Source organism: Parabacteroides distasonis (assembly GCF_004793765.1).
Classification (GTDB): domain Bacteria; phylum Bacteroidota; class Bacteroidia; order Bacteroidales; family Tannerellaceae; genus Parabacteroides; species Parabacteroides distasonis_A.
Window position 1 is genome coordinate 1 of sequence record NZ_SRYM01000069.1, and the last position, 18,738, is coordinate 18,738.

12 protein-coding genes are annotated in these 18,738 nt (G+C 46.0%); 2 read left to right on the plus strand and 10 right to left on the minus strand.

Annotated features, from left to right (window positions below):
• Window positions 1-52 precede the first annotated feature (52 nt).
• Together E5342_RS17180 and E5342_RS17185 are read left to right on the plus strand one after the other, a co-directional pair.
• Window positions 53-655, plus strand: a complete 603-nt coding sequence (locus E5342_RS17180; RefSeq protein WP_135959905.1) for a TIGR00730 family Rossman fold protein — start codon at window positions 53-55, stop codon at window positions 653-655.
• 21 nt (window positions 656-676) lie between these two features.
• On the plus strand, window positions 677-1,507 hold the full coding sequence (locus E5342_RS17185) for an MBL fold metallo-hydrolase (protein ID WP_121736738.1): 831 nt from the start codon (window positions 677-679) through the stop codon (window positions 1,505-1,507).
• A gap of 94 nt (window positions 1,508-1,601) precedes the next feature.
• Here the strand turns inward: E5342_RS17185 and E5342_RS17190 are convergent, their stop codons facing one another.
• The 10 genes from E5342_RS17190 to E5342_RS17235 all read right to left on the minus strand — a co-directional run bounded on the left by E5342_RS17190 (window position 1,602) and on the right by E5342_RS17235 (window position 18,449).
• Window positions 1,602-2,801 carry a cyclically-permuted mutarotase family protein gene (locus E5342_RS17190; protein ID WP_121736739.1) on the minus strand — a complete coding sequence of 400 codons (1,200 nt, stop codon included), beginning with the start codon at window positions 2,799-2,801 and terminating at the stop codon, window positions 1,602-1,604.
• A gap of 3 nt (window positions 2,802-2,804) precedes the next feature.
• Complete coding sequence (locus E5342_RS17195; protein ID WP_135959906.1) at window positions 2,805-4,880, minus strand: GDSL-type esterase/lipase family protein; 2,076 nt, start codon at window positions 4,878-4,880, stop codon at window positions 2,805-2,807.
• 21 nt (window positions 4,881-4,901) lie between these two features.
• Window positions 4,902-6,920: a family 20 glycosylhydrolase gene (locus tag E5342_RS17200; RefSeq protein WP_121736741.1), complete on the minus strand. Its 2,019-nt coding sequence runs from the start codon at window positions 6,918-6,920 to the stop codon at window positions 4,902-4,904.
• A 9-nt stretch (window positions 6,921-6,929) separates the two neighbouring features.
• Entirely contained in the window at window positions 6,930-8,555 is a 1,626-nt protein-coding gene (locus E5342_RS17205; RefSeq protein WP_121736742.1) for a sialidase family protein, read from the minus strand.
• Window positions 8,556-8,689: 134 nt separating this feature from the next.
• On the minus strand, window positions 8,690-10,261 hold the full coding sequence (gene nanU, locus E5342_RS17210) for a SusD family outer membrane lipoprotein NanU (RefSeq protein WP_135959907.1): 1,572 nt from the start codon (window positions 10,259-10,261) through the stop codon (window positions 8,690-8,692).
• Window positions 10,262-10,288: 27 nt separating this feature from the next.
• The gene (locus E5342_RS17215; RefSeq protein WP_121736744.1) at window positions 10,289-13,576 is read right to left on the minus strand and encodes a SusC/RagA family TonB-linked outer membrane protein; all 3,288 of its coding nucleotides are present in this window, start codon (window positions 13,574-13,576) and stop codon (window positions 10,289-10,291) included.
• Window positions 13,577-13,622: 46 nt separating this feature from the next.
• Window positions 13,623-14,873 (minus strand): MFS transporter, encoded by a 1,251-nt coding sequence (locus E5342_RS17220; RefSeq protein ID WP_121736745.1) that lies wholly within the window; start codon window positions 14,871-14,873, stop codon window positions 13,623-13,625.
• Window positions 14,874-14,976: 103 nt separating this feature from the next.
• The gene (locus E5342_RS17225; protein WP_121736746.1) at window positions 14,977-16,179 is read right to left on the minus strand and encodes an AGE family epimerase/isomerase; all 1,203 of its coding nucleotides are present in this window, start codon (window positions 16,177-16,179) and stop codon (window positions 14,977-14,979) included.
• Window positions 16,180-16,182: 3 nt separating this feature from the next.
• Complete coding sequence (locus E5342_RS17230; protein WP_121736747.1) at window positions 16,183-17,100, minus strand: dihydrodipicolinate synthase family protein; 918 nt, start codon at window positions 17,098-17,100, stop codon at window positions 16,183-16,185.
• Between the two features lie 140 nt (window positions 17,101-17,240).
• The gene (locus E5342_RS17235) at window positions 17,241-18,449 is read right to left on the minus strand and encodes an ROK family transcriptional regulator (protein ID WP_005863842.1); all 1,209 of its coding nucleotides are present in this window, start codon (window positions 18,447-18,449) and stop codon (window positions 17,241-17,243) included.
• Window positions 18,450-18,738: the final 289 nt, after the last annotated feature.

Below are 18,738 nucleotides of genomic sequence, written 5' to 3' on the forward strand. Positions count from 1 at the left end.
ACACTCTGATGTTGAAACTTTATGCAAAAATATAACGATTAAATAATATACAATGGAAGAAAAGAAGATAAATAACATCTCGTCTGTTTGCGTGTATTGCGCGTCCAGCACGAAGATTCCCCCGATTTATTTTGACGCCGCCAAGGAATTGGGGTGTCTTTTGGGAGAGCGAAAACTACGGGTAGTCAATGGTGCCGGGAATATCGGTTTGATGTGCACTGTCTCCGACGCTGTGTTAGCGGCTGGTGGAACGGTAACGGGCGTTATCCCCCATTTTATGGTGGAGCAGGATTGGTATCATAAAGGCTTGACCGAGTTGATTGAGGTCGAGACGATGCACGAGCGTAAACAGCTCATGGCAAACCTCTCGGATGCGGTGATCGCCCTTCCCGGTGGATGCGGTACATTAGAGGAACTTCTGGAGATCATCACTTGGAAACAACTCGGTCTCTACCTCAATCCGATCGTAATCCTCAATATTAATCATTACTATGATCCCTTGTTGGAACTTTTGAGGAACGCCATGAACGAGAATTTCATGCGTCCCCAGCACGCCAAGATGTGGGCGGTAGCCGACACGCCGGAAGAAGCTATCCGTCTCATCTACGCCGAGCCGAAATGGGACGCAAGCCTTCGGAAGATCGCGGCGATTTAAATCTTAAAAATGAATATGATAATGAAAAAACTAGGTTTATTAATGATGTTGTTGCTCCTGTCAAGGATCGCTTTGTTCTGCCAGGCACAGACGGCGGGTATCGAGGAGAAGGAAGTGCTTAGGAATGAAGATGTGATTTTCCATCAGATTGATGAGCATACATGGTTTGGAACAGGTCATTTAATGGCGAACGAGAGCCTGTATCTGGTCGAGGGAGAAACGAAAGCGATCTTGATTGATGCAGGAACAAAGATCAAGGATTTGGATAAGCTAGTGGCTTCCATCACGGACAAGCCGGTTACGCTGGTCGCCACACATGTGCATCCGGACCATACAGGTTCTGCTATCGATTATTTCCCGGAGATTTATATCAATCCGGCTGATACGATAGGTATACCGGAATTTATGCCGAATTATAAAGGTAAAGTTTGTTTCCTTAAAGACGGTGAAATACTAGATCTAGGTGGGCGTACCCTAGAGGTAGTATTTACTCCCGGGCATACTCCCGGCTCAACCACTTTTGTGGATAAAGATGCCGCTTATGGCTTTAGTGGCGATTCTTTCGGCTCCGGTAATCTATTGCTGGGAGTTGACTTCTCTACGCTCATATCCACTTGCAAGAAGATGAGTACGGTGATCGAGAAATATGGTATCAAATACCTTTACCCCGGACATTATTTCGGAATGAACAAGGAAACCCATCAACGTGTAAAAGACATGATCACAATGAGCGAGGAGGTCTTATCCGGTAAAGCGCAAGGCGAGCCTAATCCGAAAGGGATGTTGGGGTTAGACCGGGTATATACGAAGTATGGAGTTCGTATAAATTATAAGAAGGAGAGCCTGAAATAATATAGCCTGAAAGTGAGAAAGCGTTTACCTGATTAGGGAATATATACTTCCCGGGCCAAGGAATACATACTTCCTTGGCCCGGGAAGTATATATTCACTTTTGAAGTATGATCGCTTGATTCACCTGTGGAGTTCGGATACCTGGTTTCAATTCCCCGTTGATGATGGTTAACCGGTTATCTTGGATAACCGCTCCCGCTCCGGCACGGGCCAACTGTTCATATTTGCCCAGATCACTCCATTCTTTTGCGGAGAGGTCATATTGAAGTAAGGCGGTATTGAATCGGTACCATTCTACCGGATGGTGCATATAGGCCTTGGCTTCCGCTTGCAGGCGGGCAATGGCCGCCGAATCTTGCGCCGCCTCCGCTTTCGCTAAATGGATCGGGCGGGCGATGGCGGCTAGGAAACAATCGTAGTTCACACCTCCCATAAATAAGATTTTATCCGTTTGGAAAGTCACGGCGCAACCTCCTGTCAGGGTGCGGTTCGTTCCGTCCTTCAACGGCGGAAGAACGGTCTCCTGTTGCCAGGTAGAAGTTGTCGGGTTGAATACCAATACATCCGTCGGGACGATCGGTTCCTCTTCGTTTAGGATGGGCTGGAAGCCTCCGGCTAGATAGATACGTGTGCCGTTGGGACTTTCTCCGGTCGCTAATACCGGCTGTACACGGGCTGCTCCCGGGAAGTCCGGTAGTTGTTCCCATCCCTTTTCGATATTCGCTAGGTTGAGGCGTAAGAAGGTATGGCAGGGCTGTCCGTTCTCATTTCCCCCTGCTACGTAAATCTCCTGTCCGGTAAATGCGGCCGAGAGATTATCCATTGGAGACGGTAAGGAGGGTAAGGCACAAACCGCTACCTCTCCTTTCGTGGGGTTATAGGAGATGCGGGAGACCTCGACCAAGGAAGAATCACTGTTGTTTCCTCCGATGCAAACGATACCTTCCGGGGTGGAAACCGTAGCGCCGTAGGCGACGGGACGAGGCAGTCGGCCGATCTCTTTCCAGCCTTCGGGAAGAAGGACGAATATCTCGCTATAATATCGCTTGGCTCCTCCCTCGGTGACGGGTTTGTCCGGAAAGTTGCAACCTCCGGCAACGATCAATACGCCGTTATGGATGCCGGCGAACGGGGCGGAAACGCCAAGGGAAGCCGTATCGGCTGCTCCCGGTAGATCCGGTAATTTTGTCCAGTTTATCATGGTGTTCTGTTTTTTAGATACAGGCTGGCCGCATCCCGCTACGCAGAGTAGCAGGAGGAACAGCCAGCCGGTGATTTGTTGTTTATTATGCATAGCTTATTCTTTTATAGCCCGGAATGTAGAGGCCGGCATGCCCGCCTCGTTTACAAGATTCGCTCTCGTGAAGGGTTGCCAGCCGTAGCGTACCAGCTTCGGGTGAGTCACTTGATCGTTCCACACCTTTACTTTCCCGTTCTCTACCACGGCTTGCGCCGGATAGTAAAGTCCTTCCCGCTCGGCGATCTCGAATGTACGGATGGGGTCCCCATCGGAGGTTGTCAAGCCCTTTGCGTAATCGAAAGTGATATAGGCGGCGTTATCGGTAAACGTTGCGCTGCGGAACAAAGGGCCGGATGGGATTACGTTATGTCCGTAGGTCTTGTTCAAGGCCCAATGTGCCAGTCGTTCGCCAATCTCTTTTTTTCGGGTAGGGTGAACGTTTAAAGAATCCCCGCGATCGCTACTAACGGCCATACCCGTATTCGATACGGTTTGCGCCAGGCGGCGTTGGCTGTCCCTGAACCAAGTCCAACTCGGGCGGTCTATGCTGGATAGTTGGACATAGTAGAAAGGCAGGTCTGCGTTCCAATTCTGGCGCCAGCTGTTCACCAATAGCGGGAATAATCGTTCGTGTACTTCCATATTATGGGCGTTCGATTCTCCTTGGTACCAAATAATCCCTTTGATGGGATATTGATGAAGGGGTTGGATACCCGCCTCGAACAGATAACAAGGCTCATACGGATGGCGTTGGAGCGGGTTGGATGCTTGCTTGATGTTTAAGGCCGCCCGTTCACGTACCCAATCTTGGATAAAGTCGTTCTTCGTCCAATCCTGTAAGATATCCGAAAACTCGAATTCCAGTGTTTTCCGGTCGATCCATGCCTCTGTAGGCGAGCCGCCAACAGCGTTCAATATCAATCCTACGGGTACTTGTAAGCTATCGGCCAGCATACGCCCGAAGGCAAATCCTATGGCCGAGAAGCGTGCGGTATTCCGCGTGTCGCATACTTCCCATTGGGTGTCGTGGTAATATTGCAGGCGGTTCAATGAATCCAGTACGGAAGCGTCCCATTCCACGGCGTAGGTCTCCCAGCGGGGCTTTAGGTCGAATAAACGGATTTGCGAGTGTTGTTTCGCATAATCTAGTTGTTGCAGTTGTTCTTCTTTTATGCTCTCGTTTACTCGAAACGCCATATTGGATTGTCCGGAACATAGCCAGACTTCCCCGGCTACTACATCCCGATAGTTCAGCGTGCGGCTGGGGGTAGAAACCGTTAAGGTATAGGATTTCCCGCTTACCCGTAAGGGGTCGAGCGTGACAGTCCATTTCCCGTTCGTACCGGCTACGGTCTCCTTCCTTTGTCCGGCGAGGGTAACGGTTACTTTCTCCCCTTGGTTGGCGATGCCAGATATAGGAAGCGGTTGATCCCGTTGCAAGACCATCCGGTCCGAATAGATGGCAGGAAGCTGTAATCCTCCGTAATCGCCGGTTAGCGCCCCATAAACGGTGCGGGCCAAGATACCGGCACCTTCAGCGTTGGGATGCAATGCGTCGGGCAATAGATCCGGACGGTCATATAATCCTTCCTGCAAATCGATCAAGGTTGCGCCGGCTATCCGGGCGATTTCTTCGATAAGCGCTTGCTCCATCCAGTACCAGTCTCTTGTACCGGATTTAAAACGAGAATGGCGGTGAGATATCGGAGTCATACGGCAAACCCATACCTTGCATCTCGGATTGGCTTTCCGGAAGGATTCGATCAAGGAAAGATAATCCCGAACGAAATCGTCCCGGTAATTCGGCCATGCCCGAGGGTCCGTATCGTTCAATCCCAGATGGATGATCACGTAATCCCCGGCAAACCTCAGTGCCTTTTGATACGCCTCTTGTTGGGTATAAGGACGATATCCCTTGTTTAATAAAGTAGCCCCGCTATGCCCGAAGTTCTCCACTTCGTAGGCATCTCCAAGCATCTGTTGCAATTGGGCCGGGTAGCAGTTTGTTTCCCTGTTTTTGATTCCGTAGCCGTAGGTCACGCTATTACCTACGCAAGCCACCTTGATCTTTTGCGCTTGGCTCATAAATGCGAAAGCGAGGAAGATGGATAAGATTCCTATTATTTTTCTCATTTCATTCAACCGAATTAGACGTTATTTAAGTTGTTTATCCGGAGAGTAAACCAGTCCTTCCACCGCTTTCTCTCCATCCGGGGTGACGCAAACGAACGTAAACATCCATTTCACCAGACGGACCTCGGGGGTATTGAACGTACCGACCGGAAGCTTCATCAACACCTTGTTCCAGCCTTTTTCCAGATGGACCGGGGTTGGTTTACGGTTTACGCAGTTCTCGTTCCCCAGTGGGATCTCATTGGACTTCTCCCGGTGGGTAGCGGTCCATACGGGGGGCGTTATCTCTTGATCATTTACCCAGATACGGCTTTCTTTATAATCCCATTTTCCTTGCATTGGAGGTAGATCCATTTCAGAACGGCTATAATTTTGAAATTCGATCCACGTACCTACCTCTTGCGCCTTGGGCGAATAGATCCAAGTCCATGCGTAAGCGGTATGATTCGGTTGCGGGTCTTTATAGGCACCGGGAACCAGCGGTCCCCAGACATGGCGCAGGTAGATTCCGGCACCGATGGCGTCGTGCGTGCCGTAGCTTTTCCCTTCATAGGTATATTGCGTCTGAAGCGCCTTTTCCGGAGGGAAAGAGCGGGTCAGTTCCCCATCATTCGGGAAAGGGTCGGTGATACGCCATCTCACGTTGGTTTGCTTGACGTAGGCGAACGGGTATCCTTGGAAATGATGTTCTTTATGCCATAACATCCGTCGCTCAAAATCGACAAATGCCTTATGCTCCTCGTTATCGGGATCGATAGGCAGCATCGTTCCGTTCTTATCGAAATATTGATAGCCACCGCCCAACCAAGAACGTTCGGCGATCGCTAATAGATTCGGATACAAATTATTCTCCCGGATCAATTTGTCCTCCGGCTGTACGACCCGGTCGTGCCATACGGCAAGGATCGTACCCGCCAAATCATGGCTTCCTTGCGGTTCATTGTAAATACGGCTGGTGTATAGGCCGATCAAGTCGGCGAACGTATCAAAATGGTTGATATAATGGAAACGGGAGTCGATCGCGGGAATGCCCGGTCGCGCTTTTCCCCGGTAACTCCACATTTGCTCCATGTCGATCTCACCCGGCTTGTACTTCCATCCCGGGTTCCAAGAGATCACTTGTTTCCCTTTCGCACGGATATAAGCGACCATCTCGGGTACGAACTTCGGATTGGTAAACTTTACCTCGTCCGTCCCGATATGTAAGTAAGGAACCTCCTCGAATACCTCGCAAACCTCGTCCATCAATAGTTTTAAGATCGCCATACCCTCCTTGCTCTGCATATCATGACGGAACGCCCGGATGAAAGCGTCGCTATGCCCCGGCATATCGATCTCCGGGATCAATAGTACGTTATGCTCCTTGCAAAAGCGAACCAGCTCCTTTGCGTCCTCGATCGTGTAATATTTTCCGGGCATACGGCTCATATTGCAGCTGTCGTTCAGCATCGGAAAGATCTTGCTCTCCAGACGCCAAGCTTGGTTCTCCGTGAGATGCCAATGAAATACGTTCATCTTGTAGCGGGAAAGTACCTCGATCTCCCGTTTCAGTTCTTCCATGGAGATATAGCTCCGCCCTACGTCTTGCATGAATCCTCGTATGCGGAAAGCAGGCCAGTCGGTGATCTCGCAACCTTGGATGGAATATTGGTTTCCTCGTCGCTCGGTCAGTTGGCGTAAGCTCTGTATCGCCCAATAAGCCCCTTGCTCGGACACTGCCCGGATGGTTATGCCCCGGGAAGAGACGCTTAGTTGATAAGCCTCCTCGGAGTTGAGGGGGACTCCGTCCAATTTGTCAACCAAGGAAACCTCTATCTTATATCGGCTGTCTGGTTGGACGCTTACCGGAAGCTCTCCTAGGAATTTCATTAGTATAGAACAGAGTTTCCCTTCGGAAGAAACTGCTATTTCCTTCGGATGGAACGAAGCGTTTGTCCGGACGTATTTTTGGGGCATGGGCAATAAAACAGGATTCCGGGCCTTTAATGGCCCGGAATACAAGAAACTTAAAACAATTGCAAAATGCAGTATATATCGCATATACTTAAATTATTGATGAATGAGATCCTGTAATTTGACGGCTTGGAAGGTCATATGCGCCACGCTCGACTCATAGAAGATTCCTACCGTTTCCTTATCGATCATGGAGAGACAAGAATATCCCCAGCCCTCACCCTCGTCCAATAAGACTTGATGCTTCGTAGGCCAAGTAAGTCCGCCGTCCAGACTCGCCTTGATCGTGATATGATTACGTCCTTTCGTCGTGTTCGGGTTGGAGAAAAGTAAAAGATCCTTGCCTGTGATGTTATCTTTAGCGTTTACCTTGATCAGGCTGGCCATACAAACGGGTTCCTGTAAGGCACTGCGGCTGGAAGGATGCTCCGTCCATGTCTTGCCTAAATCTTTTGTTGTGGCTACGGCACGGCTACCGCCTCGGTTATCGCGCATATTTAGCATCAATACACCCGGTTCCACCTCGGCAACTTGCGCCTCAGTTGTATTCGTGCGGGCGAAGTTGTGTAGGTGCCATGTTTTCCCGCGGTCTTTGCTGTACATGATACCGGCGTTGGGCACACGGGTAGCGTCGATAAACTGGATGGGAAAGACTAAGGTACCGTCTTGCATCGTGATACCTCGTCCCGGTCCTTGCAATAAGAAATACCAAGACGGGTCTTTTACTTGAGACGTGATGTTGATAGGTTCGCTCCACGTCTTGCCGTCGTCTTCGCTTTTCACGAGCATAAGTTGGGCGGTCTCGTCCGGTGTCATTCCCGGCATGGAGTTCCACCAAGCCCGTTCGTTACCCATACCATGCGTCCATGCGGCTACTACCCAAATCGTATTGGTCTTTTCGTCTACCAAGATCGATGGGTCTCCTACGCCGTTTTGTCCGTGAGGCAAGCCATCCGTTTGCTGGAAAGTCATAGCTACTCGCATCGGTTCCCAAGTTTGTCCCTTATCGGTGCTGCGGCTGACGCCGATATCAATTTTCTCTTGCAGGTCCACGCTGCTGTTATAACGAATATCGTAGACTCCAAGCAGAGTCCCGTTATTCGTTGTCACTAATCCTGGGATACGGAAGGCCGCTGATCCGTCATCTCCGGCTTGACGTACGCCCATACCCACATGGCGTTCGTCTATCTTTCCTTTCCAAGTGATGTCGATTGGTTTGTTGTTGATCTGGGCGCTGGGCATTGTAGTCGCTACTTTTGTCAATAGGGAAGTCTCTGGCTTCATCTGGATACTTACCCAGAAGAAATTGATACCTTTAAGCATCGGTTGCTTGGAGGTTAGTTTTACGGTGCGTGATAAGGGGGTGCTGACTTCATCTTGCCGTACGGAATAAGATTCAAGCGCCTTACGGGTATCTCCCGGCTTGTGGCTGGATATGTATGCGACAGGGCTGAAATGTTCCCCTTGGCGGGAAGGGGCCTCCACGCCGCTATAGAATAGACGGATCGCTTGGATGTCCGATAGGTCGACATTGTCTCCGATCTGTATCGTGATCTCGTTCAATACATCCCCTTTTTGGGCCGGTATCCGCATCTCATAAAGTACATTATCGATCCGGTCTATCAAGATGGGGATTTGTTGCTCTCGCACATAAAGACTGTCTGCCGCAAAAGCCGTTTGTACGATGAAAAGAATGCAGAAATACAAGAAAGTTTTTTTCATGATGTTTTTTTGTAGGTTGAAATTAATAGATATGTGAATTCCAAAGGTAACGATATTCATTCATATGAGCAAAGCCCCTTTGGAATTCTTTCCAAAAACCGAGTTATATCCTATCGCCTTAAACCTATGTACGATTAGTATCCGGGAGTCTGTTTCAATGCGGTGTTGTTTGTTAAAACACTTTCATTGATAGGCCACAACAAACGCTCTTTTTGTGCTTTTGTGTACTTTAATACATAGTCTGTTCCGGCGCAACGAAGGTCATACCAACGTTTCCCTTCGAATACGAACTCACGTAGACGTTCTTTTAGGACAGTTTCAATGGCTCCCTTGTCATCACCGACCATGTATTGATTGTCTGTATAGAAAGCTCCCTTATCGTTCGGATAAGCCAATTCACTCTTATGCGCATTGAAATATTCACTGCCATAAGCACGTTCACGGATTGCGTTGATTTCGGAAGATATATCTTCACCCAAGAAAGCTTTGGCTTGAGCCAGTAGCAACAAACAATCTGCATAACGATAAATAGGATAGTCATCGTACCATTGACGTTCGTCACCTCCGGCTAAAGTCATTCCTCTGAATTTATAAGCGATAGGAGCGACATATTCCGTAGTCCCATTTTCTAATTGCTTGTAGATGGGTGATAGAGTGCCTTCCTTACGAGTATCTCCATCCCGATAAACTTTCCAATAGAAATCATAGTTGACTTGATAACGGATCAAACCGTTTAGGTTAAATCCAGGAACTTTCAAGTAAGGAGTTCCATCTTCGGTACAGTAGTTTGCCATGTATTCTTTTTGGGGAACCATATTATTACGCCAGTTGTAACCTTCCCACATCAAGAAGTCATCGTCTTGTCCGCTGTGATAGGCGAAGATGATCTCTTTGTTCAATTTATTATCATAAGCGAAGACCCGTGTGAACTCGGACTCTAATGATACCTCCGCATTTTGCTTTACGGATTCTAGGGCAGCCTTAGCTGTCGTGTAATCACCGTTGCTGCCACCCATTTGGCTACCACTCCACATATAGACTTCGCCTTTCAGCATTTGCGTAGCGGCTTTGGACCAGTAATATTTGCCGTATTTATAGGAGTAGTCGTTTCCAAAAGCGTTCTCGGAACTTTCTATATCCTTTTTGATCTGATCCAATACCTCAGATGCGGGAGATGCGGCTTTCGCCAGATTATTCACATCTATTTGGTCACCAAGTGTAGGTTCAGTCGTGATGATCACATCACCCCATGAGCGTAATAAATGGAAATATAAGAACGCACGCAAACCGTAGGCTTCCCCTAGGTAATAGTTACGGGTTGACTCGTCTACCAAGTCTGTATCCTTGACCTTATAGATCATCAGATTGATCTGATTGATGACCGTATATAAGTTCCCGAAATTGGAAATACCTGTAAACTCTGCGTTGATCGTGTTGTAAGGTAAACGCTCAACACCTTGGGTTGCCTCACCGCCGAATGGTATATCACCATAAATGTCAGCTCTAGGCTCTCCTAACATAAACATATTATAGGAGTACTTACGGGTCAACCCATGTAAGCCTGTATTGAAAGCTTTAATTTGGTCCGCCGATTTCCAGTAACCCGCATCGGTAATTGTGCTTACCGAATCTATGTCTAGCGAATCGCAACTCGTAAATGAAAGGGATGCGGCAGCTGTTATAAGTGTTAAAAATATTTTTTTCATAATATCTGTTTACTAGTTGATAAATCATTAAAATGTTACGGAGACTCCTAATAATACGGTTCTCGGAGTTGGATAACGGCCATCGTCAACACCCATATTGGCGGTACCGTTAGAAGAATCTTGGTATTTTATTAATGCCGGTTCTGGTGAGGTACCTGTATAACCGGTTACGTAAAATAAGTTCTGTCCCGTTACGTAGATTGAGGCGTTTTGCATATAGGCCTTGCTTGTCCATCTTTTTGGTAAGGTCCAAGTCAACGTGATCTCACGGCAAGCCAGATAGTCCGCTTTCTCGTAGAAACGGGAACTGTTATTATCCGTATTTGCTCCTGCGTTATTGGAACGGGTGATATTTTTCTTACTCAACTGATCCGCATAGTAAAATTTAGGTAAGTCCGTATCTGTATTAGTCTCGGACCAGGTTTGTTTTACCATGTCGATGATGTTGAATGAACCTTGATATTGACCTAAAGAACGTGCCGCTAAGTCATTATATAAAGTATGGCCTAAGGCATAATCGAAACGTGCGTATAAGGATAAATCTTTCCAACTGATCGTCGTAGAGAAACCTCCGGTGACATTTGGGAACATATTACCTACTTTTATGCGGTCTAATGTGTTGATAACACCATCACCATTTAAGTCAGCCCAGCATACATCGCCCGGCTCGATCTGTTGTTTGCCTGTCTTATCAGCTAATGCGGCGTAAGCGGCTGGTCCGTATAGTTCGCCTACCGCATCATAGCGGTTATTTGCGTTTGCTTTTACGTCATTCCAGTCCTTGAAGATATGGTCTTGTTTATAGCCGAACATATCGCCGAGTTTTCCACCTTCTTGTAGGCCACCTACCCATACTTCCTTACCTTGTTTCGGATCCCATACCAGTTGACCGCCTTGTCGGTTTTTATCGTTTCCATTCGCTGGCAATTTAACGACCTTATTGGCTACGGTAGATAAGTTGGCTGTTAATTCCCAGCTCCATCCTTTTACATTTTCTAAGATATGTCCTTTTACTTCCATCTCGAAACCTTGGTTACGTAAAGTTCCGAAATTGGTTTTAATAGAGCTATAGCCTGTGTAAAGAGGTAAATCCAGATCTGTCAGCAAGTTCTTGGTGGTACGGTTATAATAATCCAATATAAAGCTTAAGCGGTTGTTGAAGAAACCTATATCCAAACCAGCCTCGAACGACTGACTCTGTTCCCATTTCAATCCACCGTTGATTAACTTGTTGTTATAGAAACCTACGCCGCTGTCGTAGTTCTTATCTACCTGTGCGTATGTACCATATACATCATAATAACCCAATCCGTTTACATTACCGTTAACACCCCAGCTCAAGCGAGGTTTCAAGTTGTTTACAATATTAGCTAAATTGGATTCTTTGAAGAATGCCTCTTCATGTATATTCCAACCTGCAGATATACCGGGGAAGAAACCCCAACGGTTGTCGCTCAGTTTAGAAATTCCGTCGTAACGAGCTACGACAGAGAGTAAATAACGATAGTCGTAATTATAGTTTACACGGGCAAATCCAGAAAGAATGCGATAACCTTCTTTCTTGGAGGTTGTCTTGGTACGATTACTACCTGCATTTAGAGTCGGGATATCATCTGACGGCGAATTTTGAGTTGTAGCCTCAAACAGGAAGTAGTGATAATTGAAATACTCACCACCAACCATAGCTTCTAGATTATGCTTCTCGTTGAATGTGTCTGTATAAGTCAATGTTGCGTTCAATTGTTGTTGATTCGACTTGGTAACTTTAGCGTAAGCCTCACGTACTGTATTTGGGTTGACTGCTGTCTGGAATTGATAAGCTTTGTTGAATCTTTCCTGCTGGCCATCTACGTGGTAGAGTGATGCATTACCGTTCAATATCAATTTCTTTGGGATCAAATCGGCCGTGAATCCCATGTTATAGGTATTACGACGGGTTCCATTCGTTTGTGTCATCTTATCTAAATAGTATTGGGGATTACCATCGGCGGTACCAATACCGCTGGCTGGAGAGCCATCTTCATTCCACGGATTCCAAGTAGGACGTTGACTTAATGTGCGATAGAATACGGAAGCGTTACTTAATCCGGATGCCCATAATTCTGGTGAACGAGACCAAGTGTATGTAACTCCTCCATTTATGGTCAAGAAAGGTAATACCTTATAAGATCCGTTTAAAGTACCCGAGAAACGCTCATAGCTAGTACCACGTACCATACCATCCTCTTTGTAATATCCTAAACTGGCGGCGAAGGCTCCTTTGTCATTGCCTCCGGTGAAACTTAGATAATGGTCTTGTGTGAAGGAGGGGTCTTTGAATGTAGCCTCTTTAGCCTTTCCGGAATGATCCTTGAATAAGATCGTTTGAGATTCATCATATGGATCTGTCATGGAAGACCAACCTTCATTTGTCAAATGGCGGGTATCATCATTTAAATAATGGATATCATATAAATTATTTCCGATTCCATAACCGGCCTGATTGTCGATACCGCTACGTCCGGTTCTCTTGTACCCCAAACGATTGTAGTAAATATAGTCTTCCGCATTTAGGAAATCGTATCCGTAACGGGAGAAGTTAGCTCCACCTTTGAATTTATATGTAACTTGTGCTGCTCCTTCTTTACCTCTTTTCGTAGTTACCAAAATAACACCTCCATTTGCACGAGCACCATAGATGGCGGTTGAGGCCGCATCTTTTAAAACTTGGATAGACTCGATATCCGCAGGGTTTACATCGGCTAAAGAGCTACGTACGATACCGTCTACTACAACTAGCGCACCGTTATCCTTTCCTGTCAATGTGGCTCCTCCACGGAGTACGATGTTGGGGTCGGCACCCGGCTTTCCTGTAGTATTTACTACGCGTAAACCGGAAACCGTACCTTGTAAGGATTGTCCGGCATTGGCCATAGCCGCATTTTCTAATACGGCGTTATCCAATTTAGAGATAGAGGTTGTCAAGGTCGCTCTCTTTTGTGAGCTACCGTAACCGGTTACCACTACTTCGTCTAGCTGTTCGGCGTTTTCTTGTAGGATCACGTCTACTTTGGTTTTTCCAGCTACTGGAATTTCTTGTGTCTTGTATCCAATGAAAGAAAATACTAATGTGGCGTTTTTGTTGGATACGATGAGAGTGTAATTACCGTCGAAATCGGTAATCGTTCCATTTGTCGTGCCTTTTTCAACGATAGACGCACCGGGGACACCCATGTTATAGGTATCCTGCACTGTTCCGGAGACTGTCTGCTCTTGTCCGTACATAAATGCCGGGAGTAGGAGCGCAAGCATTAAGAGCAGTAGATTCTTCTTCATGATGAATTGCTTTTTGTTTTTTATTTAGTTTATTGGATGAGATTGATTAGCATTCGTCGGTCATGTTAGCGACTTTCGGACGTAAGAAGATCACTTGGATTAGAAGTGCGATGAGTACCAATCCGGCTAGCATGGCGAAGTCATGGCCAAGATTACCAGCGTCGGTAGATTTTCCTAATATATCCGTGATGGCAGCTCCGGCGAATACACCGGTCATATTCATGATTCCATAAGCTGTCGCTCGGTAATGGGAAGGGATGAATTGGCAAAGGATCGGCATATTATTGGCGTCGAAGATACCGAAACCGATACCGAAGCACAGGCCACCGCCGATAATCATTGCGAAATTGTGCCCGAATCCCAGCAATAGGAGGGAGGGTATCGTTAAAGCCAAACCGATGGCACCTGTATAAACACGTCCCCGGACATTTCGCTGAATCCATTTATCGGATAAGATGCCTCCGGCGATTACCCCTATAAAGGAAGAGATAGCGATCGTGAATGTCGATAACGGACCAGCTTCAGACATGTCCAACGAGAGATTCTCAGCGAATAGGGTAGGGAGCCAGTTCTTTGTCGCCCAACCTGGTAAGCTTGGCGTTGCGAAATAAAGAAGAATGATCCAGAAAGCAATGTTCGTGAATAACATCCCCAATCCTTTAAATGCCCCGGAAATAGGATTCTCTTTCGGATGATTTTCCACTTTTACGGCTTGTGCTACATGATCTTTTTTATCGTGTAAGAAGATAATTAAGACCAAGCTATAAGCGATGCCGATGATACCAAACCAATGGAACGTTGTTTCCCACGTATAAACGCTGGCCACCGTAGCTCCGAATCCTCCCAAGGCTTGGCCTACATATAGGCCTGTCATATGGATACCTACGGCTAATGACCGTGTTTTCTCTTGATGATAGTCTGTGATAAGCGATAACCCGGCGGGAATATACAGGGCCTCACTGACACCCATCAAGGCACGTAAATAATAGATCTGATTGAAATCTGTACAATATCCCATCATCAAAGTAACAAAGGACCAGACAAACAAGCTACCCACGATTAACCATTTCCTGTTCATCCTGTCTGCTATCATACCGGCTACAGGACTCATGAATCCGTATATCCAGAGGAAGACTGCCATTAAACGTCCGAAGTTTGCCGCAGACTCTAGTTCCACGATATCCACCATCATGGCTGATTTCATGGTGGATAGCATCTGGCGATCCATATAGTTCAGTAAGGCGACAACCCATAGTAAACCGACTACGATCCAAGGATATAATTTCTTATTTTTCATTTGATACAGTAAAATAAATAAGGAAAACAAAGCCTTAGAACATCAGGAACCACGATTGTGATTCCTGATGTCAATTGACCAATTTTCAGTATTTTAGATAAAGTTATTTAGAAAGAATTTCATCGCAGAGCAAACTGCATTTGAGAAGCATTCTAGGAATGTGGAACGGGCCTTTGAATAGATTGCCTTTGGCAGGTTGAGAGAGACTACCATCGAAGTGTAGGTAGCCATACCATTCCCCATATTCTTTGTCGGGGAGATGATTAAATGTGTAATCGTTTATTAGTTTGTGCATTTCGAGATATTTGGCGTCGCCAGTCGCTTGGTAGGCGTAAAGTGTAGCGATAACTGCTTCGCACTGTGGCCACCAGAACTTCATGTCGTGCCAATACTCTTGGGGAGGGAAATTTTTGCAATCCTTGAAATAGTTGATTCCGCCGTATGTCTTATCCCAGCCCCAGTCCCAAGACCAGTTGAGGATTTGTAGACCCATCTCTTTCAGTTGAGGGTCCCATCCTCGATATTTGGCCTCTTCCAAGATAAACCATGCGGTCTCGATGGAGTGGCCGGGGTTGATGGTACGTCCGGCGATAGAGTCGATAAACTCACCGTTGGGCCCTACTGTCTCCAAGATAGCCTTGAATTCGGGATGCATGAAATCATGGCGTAGTTCGGCTATGGAATCATCGATTTGTCGTGTAAGTATGGGGTCGTTTATGGCCTCACGAATGCGTGCCGCCGTATCGATCAGTATCATGCAGAAAGAATGGCCTTTCGACACGAGACCTTCACGAAATTTGGGCTCCAATAATCCTGGGGTATTTTTATAGTATAATACTTGCTTGAATAAATTCACGGCCTTCTCGGCATAGCTTTTATCGCCCGATGCCAATGAGTAGTGGGCCATGGCGATCGCTGCGAAAGTTTCGGAGAATACGTAACGGCGTTTACGTACCGGAACACCGGTCGCTGTCACCTCGAAGAACATGCGTCCATCCGTATCAAAACAATGTTTCTCAATGAAATCGATACCGTTTTTACAGGCTTTCAGCCATTCCTCGTTCTTCTCGACGTGATTATAGGCATAGGCCAGGATAAAGGCAAATCGCCCTTGAAACCAAACGGATTTTGTGGAGTCCATCAAGGAGCCGTCCCGGTCTACGCAAGTAAAATAACCGCCGTTCTCTTTGTCCAGTCCATATTTCATCCAAAATGGAAGAATATTGGTAAGAAGCTCATTCCGATAGGTCTTACCCCAATAAGCTAGATATTCCGATGGATTAGATAAGTTGTCAAACGCTGCCATATCTTAGAATTTATTACATCTTTCAAAGAAATTGATAGCCTCTAATTCCGCTTTCATAGCGGCCTCTTCTTCGTCCGTCATATTCCGGAACGGGGTACGGTTCTTACCGAGATCCAATCCGATCAATTTCATGATACGTTTTCCTCCGACGATATTGCCACGGTAATTGCAGATCACGTTGATAACCTCTTGAGAGAAGTTTTGTTTCTCACGAGCTGTCTCTAGGTCGCCAGCTGCCCAAGCCTCTAAGATGCCGGTTAATTCTTTTCCGTTATAGTTTGTGGTGCCACCGATACCTCCTTGTGCTCCACCCATCGCAAGACAAGGAAGAATCGTCTCATCCTGTCCGTGTAACATGTCGAACTTACCGTTTTTATACAAACGGCATTGATTATACTCATATAAGCTCTCGTACGTATATTTGATACCGGCGAGATTAGGGATACGTCCGTCCGCTGCCTTTAAGAAATCCAGCATAGGAAGGAAAGCGTTGTTAAATGCAGGGATATGATAGTAGTAAAATGGCAAGGCAGGAGCACCGCAAGCGATTTCCTCGCAGTACTTTACCAACTCCTCAATTCGACCGATACGAGGGAAAGGGGTAGCCATTGCGCCGATACCCCAAGCGCCGATCTTCTGGGCGTGTTCCGCCAAATTACGGCTAGACTTAACGCATGTGCTACCTACGTGCACGATTACCTTAAAGCCTTCCGGAGCTACTTCTATCCATTTTTCGGCCAGTTTCATGCGTTCCTCCTCTGTCAGCATATAGCCTTCTCCGGAAGAACCATTGATGAATACGCCTTTCAGTCCGTTTTTCACAAGAAGTTTCGCATAATCTTCAATGGGCTCGTAATTAACTTCTCCGTTCTCGTAGAACGGAGTAAAAGGAGCATCGATCAATCCTTTAATTTTATCCATATCTGCGTTATTTTATGAGTTTTAACCTCTAGTTTTAATTATGTTGCAAATATAAATAAAATATTTTAATAATATGATGATGTTTTGTCAAGAAAATGAAATAGTTATTTGTTTTTTATTTAATTCCTTTGAAATACATATTAAATCATACCTAGAATTTTAGATCGAGATAGCAGGCAGGCTCCTAATATACCCGCTCTTTCACCTAATTTGGATACTTTGATCTGAGTATCACGGGTTACCAAGTTTAAAGAGTACTTCCTGACGGCACTTTTAATAGGTAGGCTTAAATATTCTCCTGTCTGCGACAAGGGGCCGCCCAATACGACTAGTTCCGGATTGAAAATGTTCATCAATCCAGCTATTCCTTTTCCTAGATTAAAACCGATCTCCTCCAGTATCTCAATAGATAGCATATCCTCTTTCTGAATAGCGTCGATCAAGTCAGAGAGCCCGATGTATTCCCCGGCATCGATTTTACTGGCCAATATGGTGTTGCTACCCTCTTTATACCGCTCAAGGAGGGTACGGTATAGGGCAGAACCGGAAGCTCCAGTCTCGAGGCATCCTTTTTTACCGCAATGGCAAAGAATCTCATTCTCGAAGAAGCTGAAGTGCCCAAATTCTCCGGAGAAGCCTGATTTCCCGAAATAAACCTTGCCGTCTATGATGATACCGATACCTAATCCCCAAGATATATTGATGAATAGGATATTTTTTTCTCCTTTTACGACTCCTTGAAGATATTCGCCGTAAGCCATGGAACGGGTGTCATTCTCTATATAGATCTTTATATGTAGTTTTTCCTCAAGGATTTGAGACAAGGGCTTCTCCTCAAAGTAAAAAATGCTATAGCTATATCCGGCGAAAGGATTTACCCGTCCGGATATATTAATGCCAATGCTTAATATCTTTTCCCTTGGGATCGGCAACGAGTTTATAAATTCATTGATACATTCGCAAAGATGGTCTAAAGCGGCTGGTGTGTTTTCGAGTGTATAAGGGATATTCTGCTCAATGCGGATCTTATCTCCTTTAAAATCTAATATGGCTAGATTCAGTTGATCTTTCAGTATATCTACGCCCACAAAATAGCCGGATACGGGATTGAGCCCGTAAATACTAGGTTTACGCCCTCCGCTAGTCTCTTGTTTTCCAAAGTCGAGTATATAACCGTCCTCTTGTAATTCGCTAATTAGCTTAGTGACGGTGGGGATACTGAGATTCATTTCTTTACATACCTCCGCTATAGTAGCGTCTCCATTGGCCATATAATAATGTATGATCTTCTTTTTCAGAAGGCCACTGCGAGTATTGTCATCGGATGAGAGCAAGAACTTAGTTGTCATGGTTATACCTTTATTGAGTGATTAGGGCAAAGGTACAATAAGTTTTTTCAAAAACTAAGCGTAATAAAATAAAATTTTTTCATAAGGAGCTATCTTAATTGTAAGAATTTGTAATAGAAGTTGAATGACATAGTCTGCGGCGAACTCTGTCACTCGTGACATCTGTGATAAACGCATAGGAAAGAAAGGATAATATTACACTAAAATCCTTCTTTCACGATCCGTTTGATCGGGAGGAAGAATCGTTCGATCAGGCGTAATTCTTCCGTTACGATCTCCGCGGAGGCTT

Bases quoted from the DNA above. Each gene is read 5' to 3' on its own strand.
- E5342_RS17180 (WP_135959905.1), top strand. From the start codon at position 53: ATGGAAGAAAAGAAGATAAATAACATCTCGTCTGTTTGCGTGTATTGC.
- E5342_RS17185 (WP_121736738.1), top strand. From the start codon at position 677: ATGAAAAAACTAGGTTTATTAATGATGTTGTTGCTCCTGTCAAGGATC.
- E5342_RS17190 (WP_121736739.1), bottom strand. From the start codon at position 2,801: ATGCATAATAAACAACAAATCACCGGCTGGCTGTTCCTCCTGCTACTC.
- E5342_RS17195 (WP_135959906.1), bottom strand. From the start codon at position 4,880: ATGAGAAAAATAATAGGAATCTTATCCATCTTCCTCGCTTTCGCATTT.
- E5342_RS17200 (WP_121736741.1), bottom strand. From the start codon at position 6,920: ATGCGATATATACTGCATTTTGCAATTGTTTTAAGTTTCTTGTATTCC.
- E5342_RS17205 (WP_121736742.1), bottom strand. From the start codon at position 8,555: ATGAAAAAAACTTTCTTGTATTTCTGCATTCTTTTCATCGTACAAACG.
- nanU (WP_135959907.1), bottom strand. From the start codon at position 10,261: ATGAAAAAAATATTTTTAACACTTATAACAGCTGCCGCATCCCTTTCA.
- E5342_RS17215 (WP_121736744.1), bottom strand. From the start codon at position 13,576: ATGAAGAAGAATCTACTGCTCTTAATGCTTGCGCTCCTACTCCCGGCA.
- E5342_RS17220 (WP_121736745.1), bottom strand. From the start codon at position 14,873: ATGAAAAATAAGAAATTATATCCTTGGATCGTAGTCGGTTTACTATGG.
- E5342_RS17225 (WP_121736746.1), bottom strand. From the start codon at position 16,179: ATGGCAGCGTTTGACAACTTATCTAATCCATCGGAATATCTAGCTTAT.
- E5342_RS17230 (WP_121736747.1), bottom strand. From the start codon at position 17,100: ATGGATAAAATTAAAGGATTGATCGATGCTCCTTTTACTCCGTTCTAC.
- E5342_RS17235 (WP_005863842.1), bottom strand. From the start codon at position 18,449: ATGACAACTAAGTTCTTGCTCTCATCCGATGACAATACTCGCAGTGGC.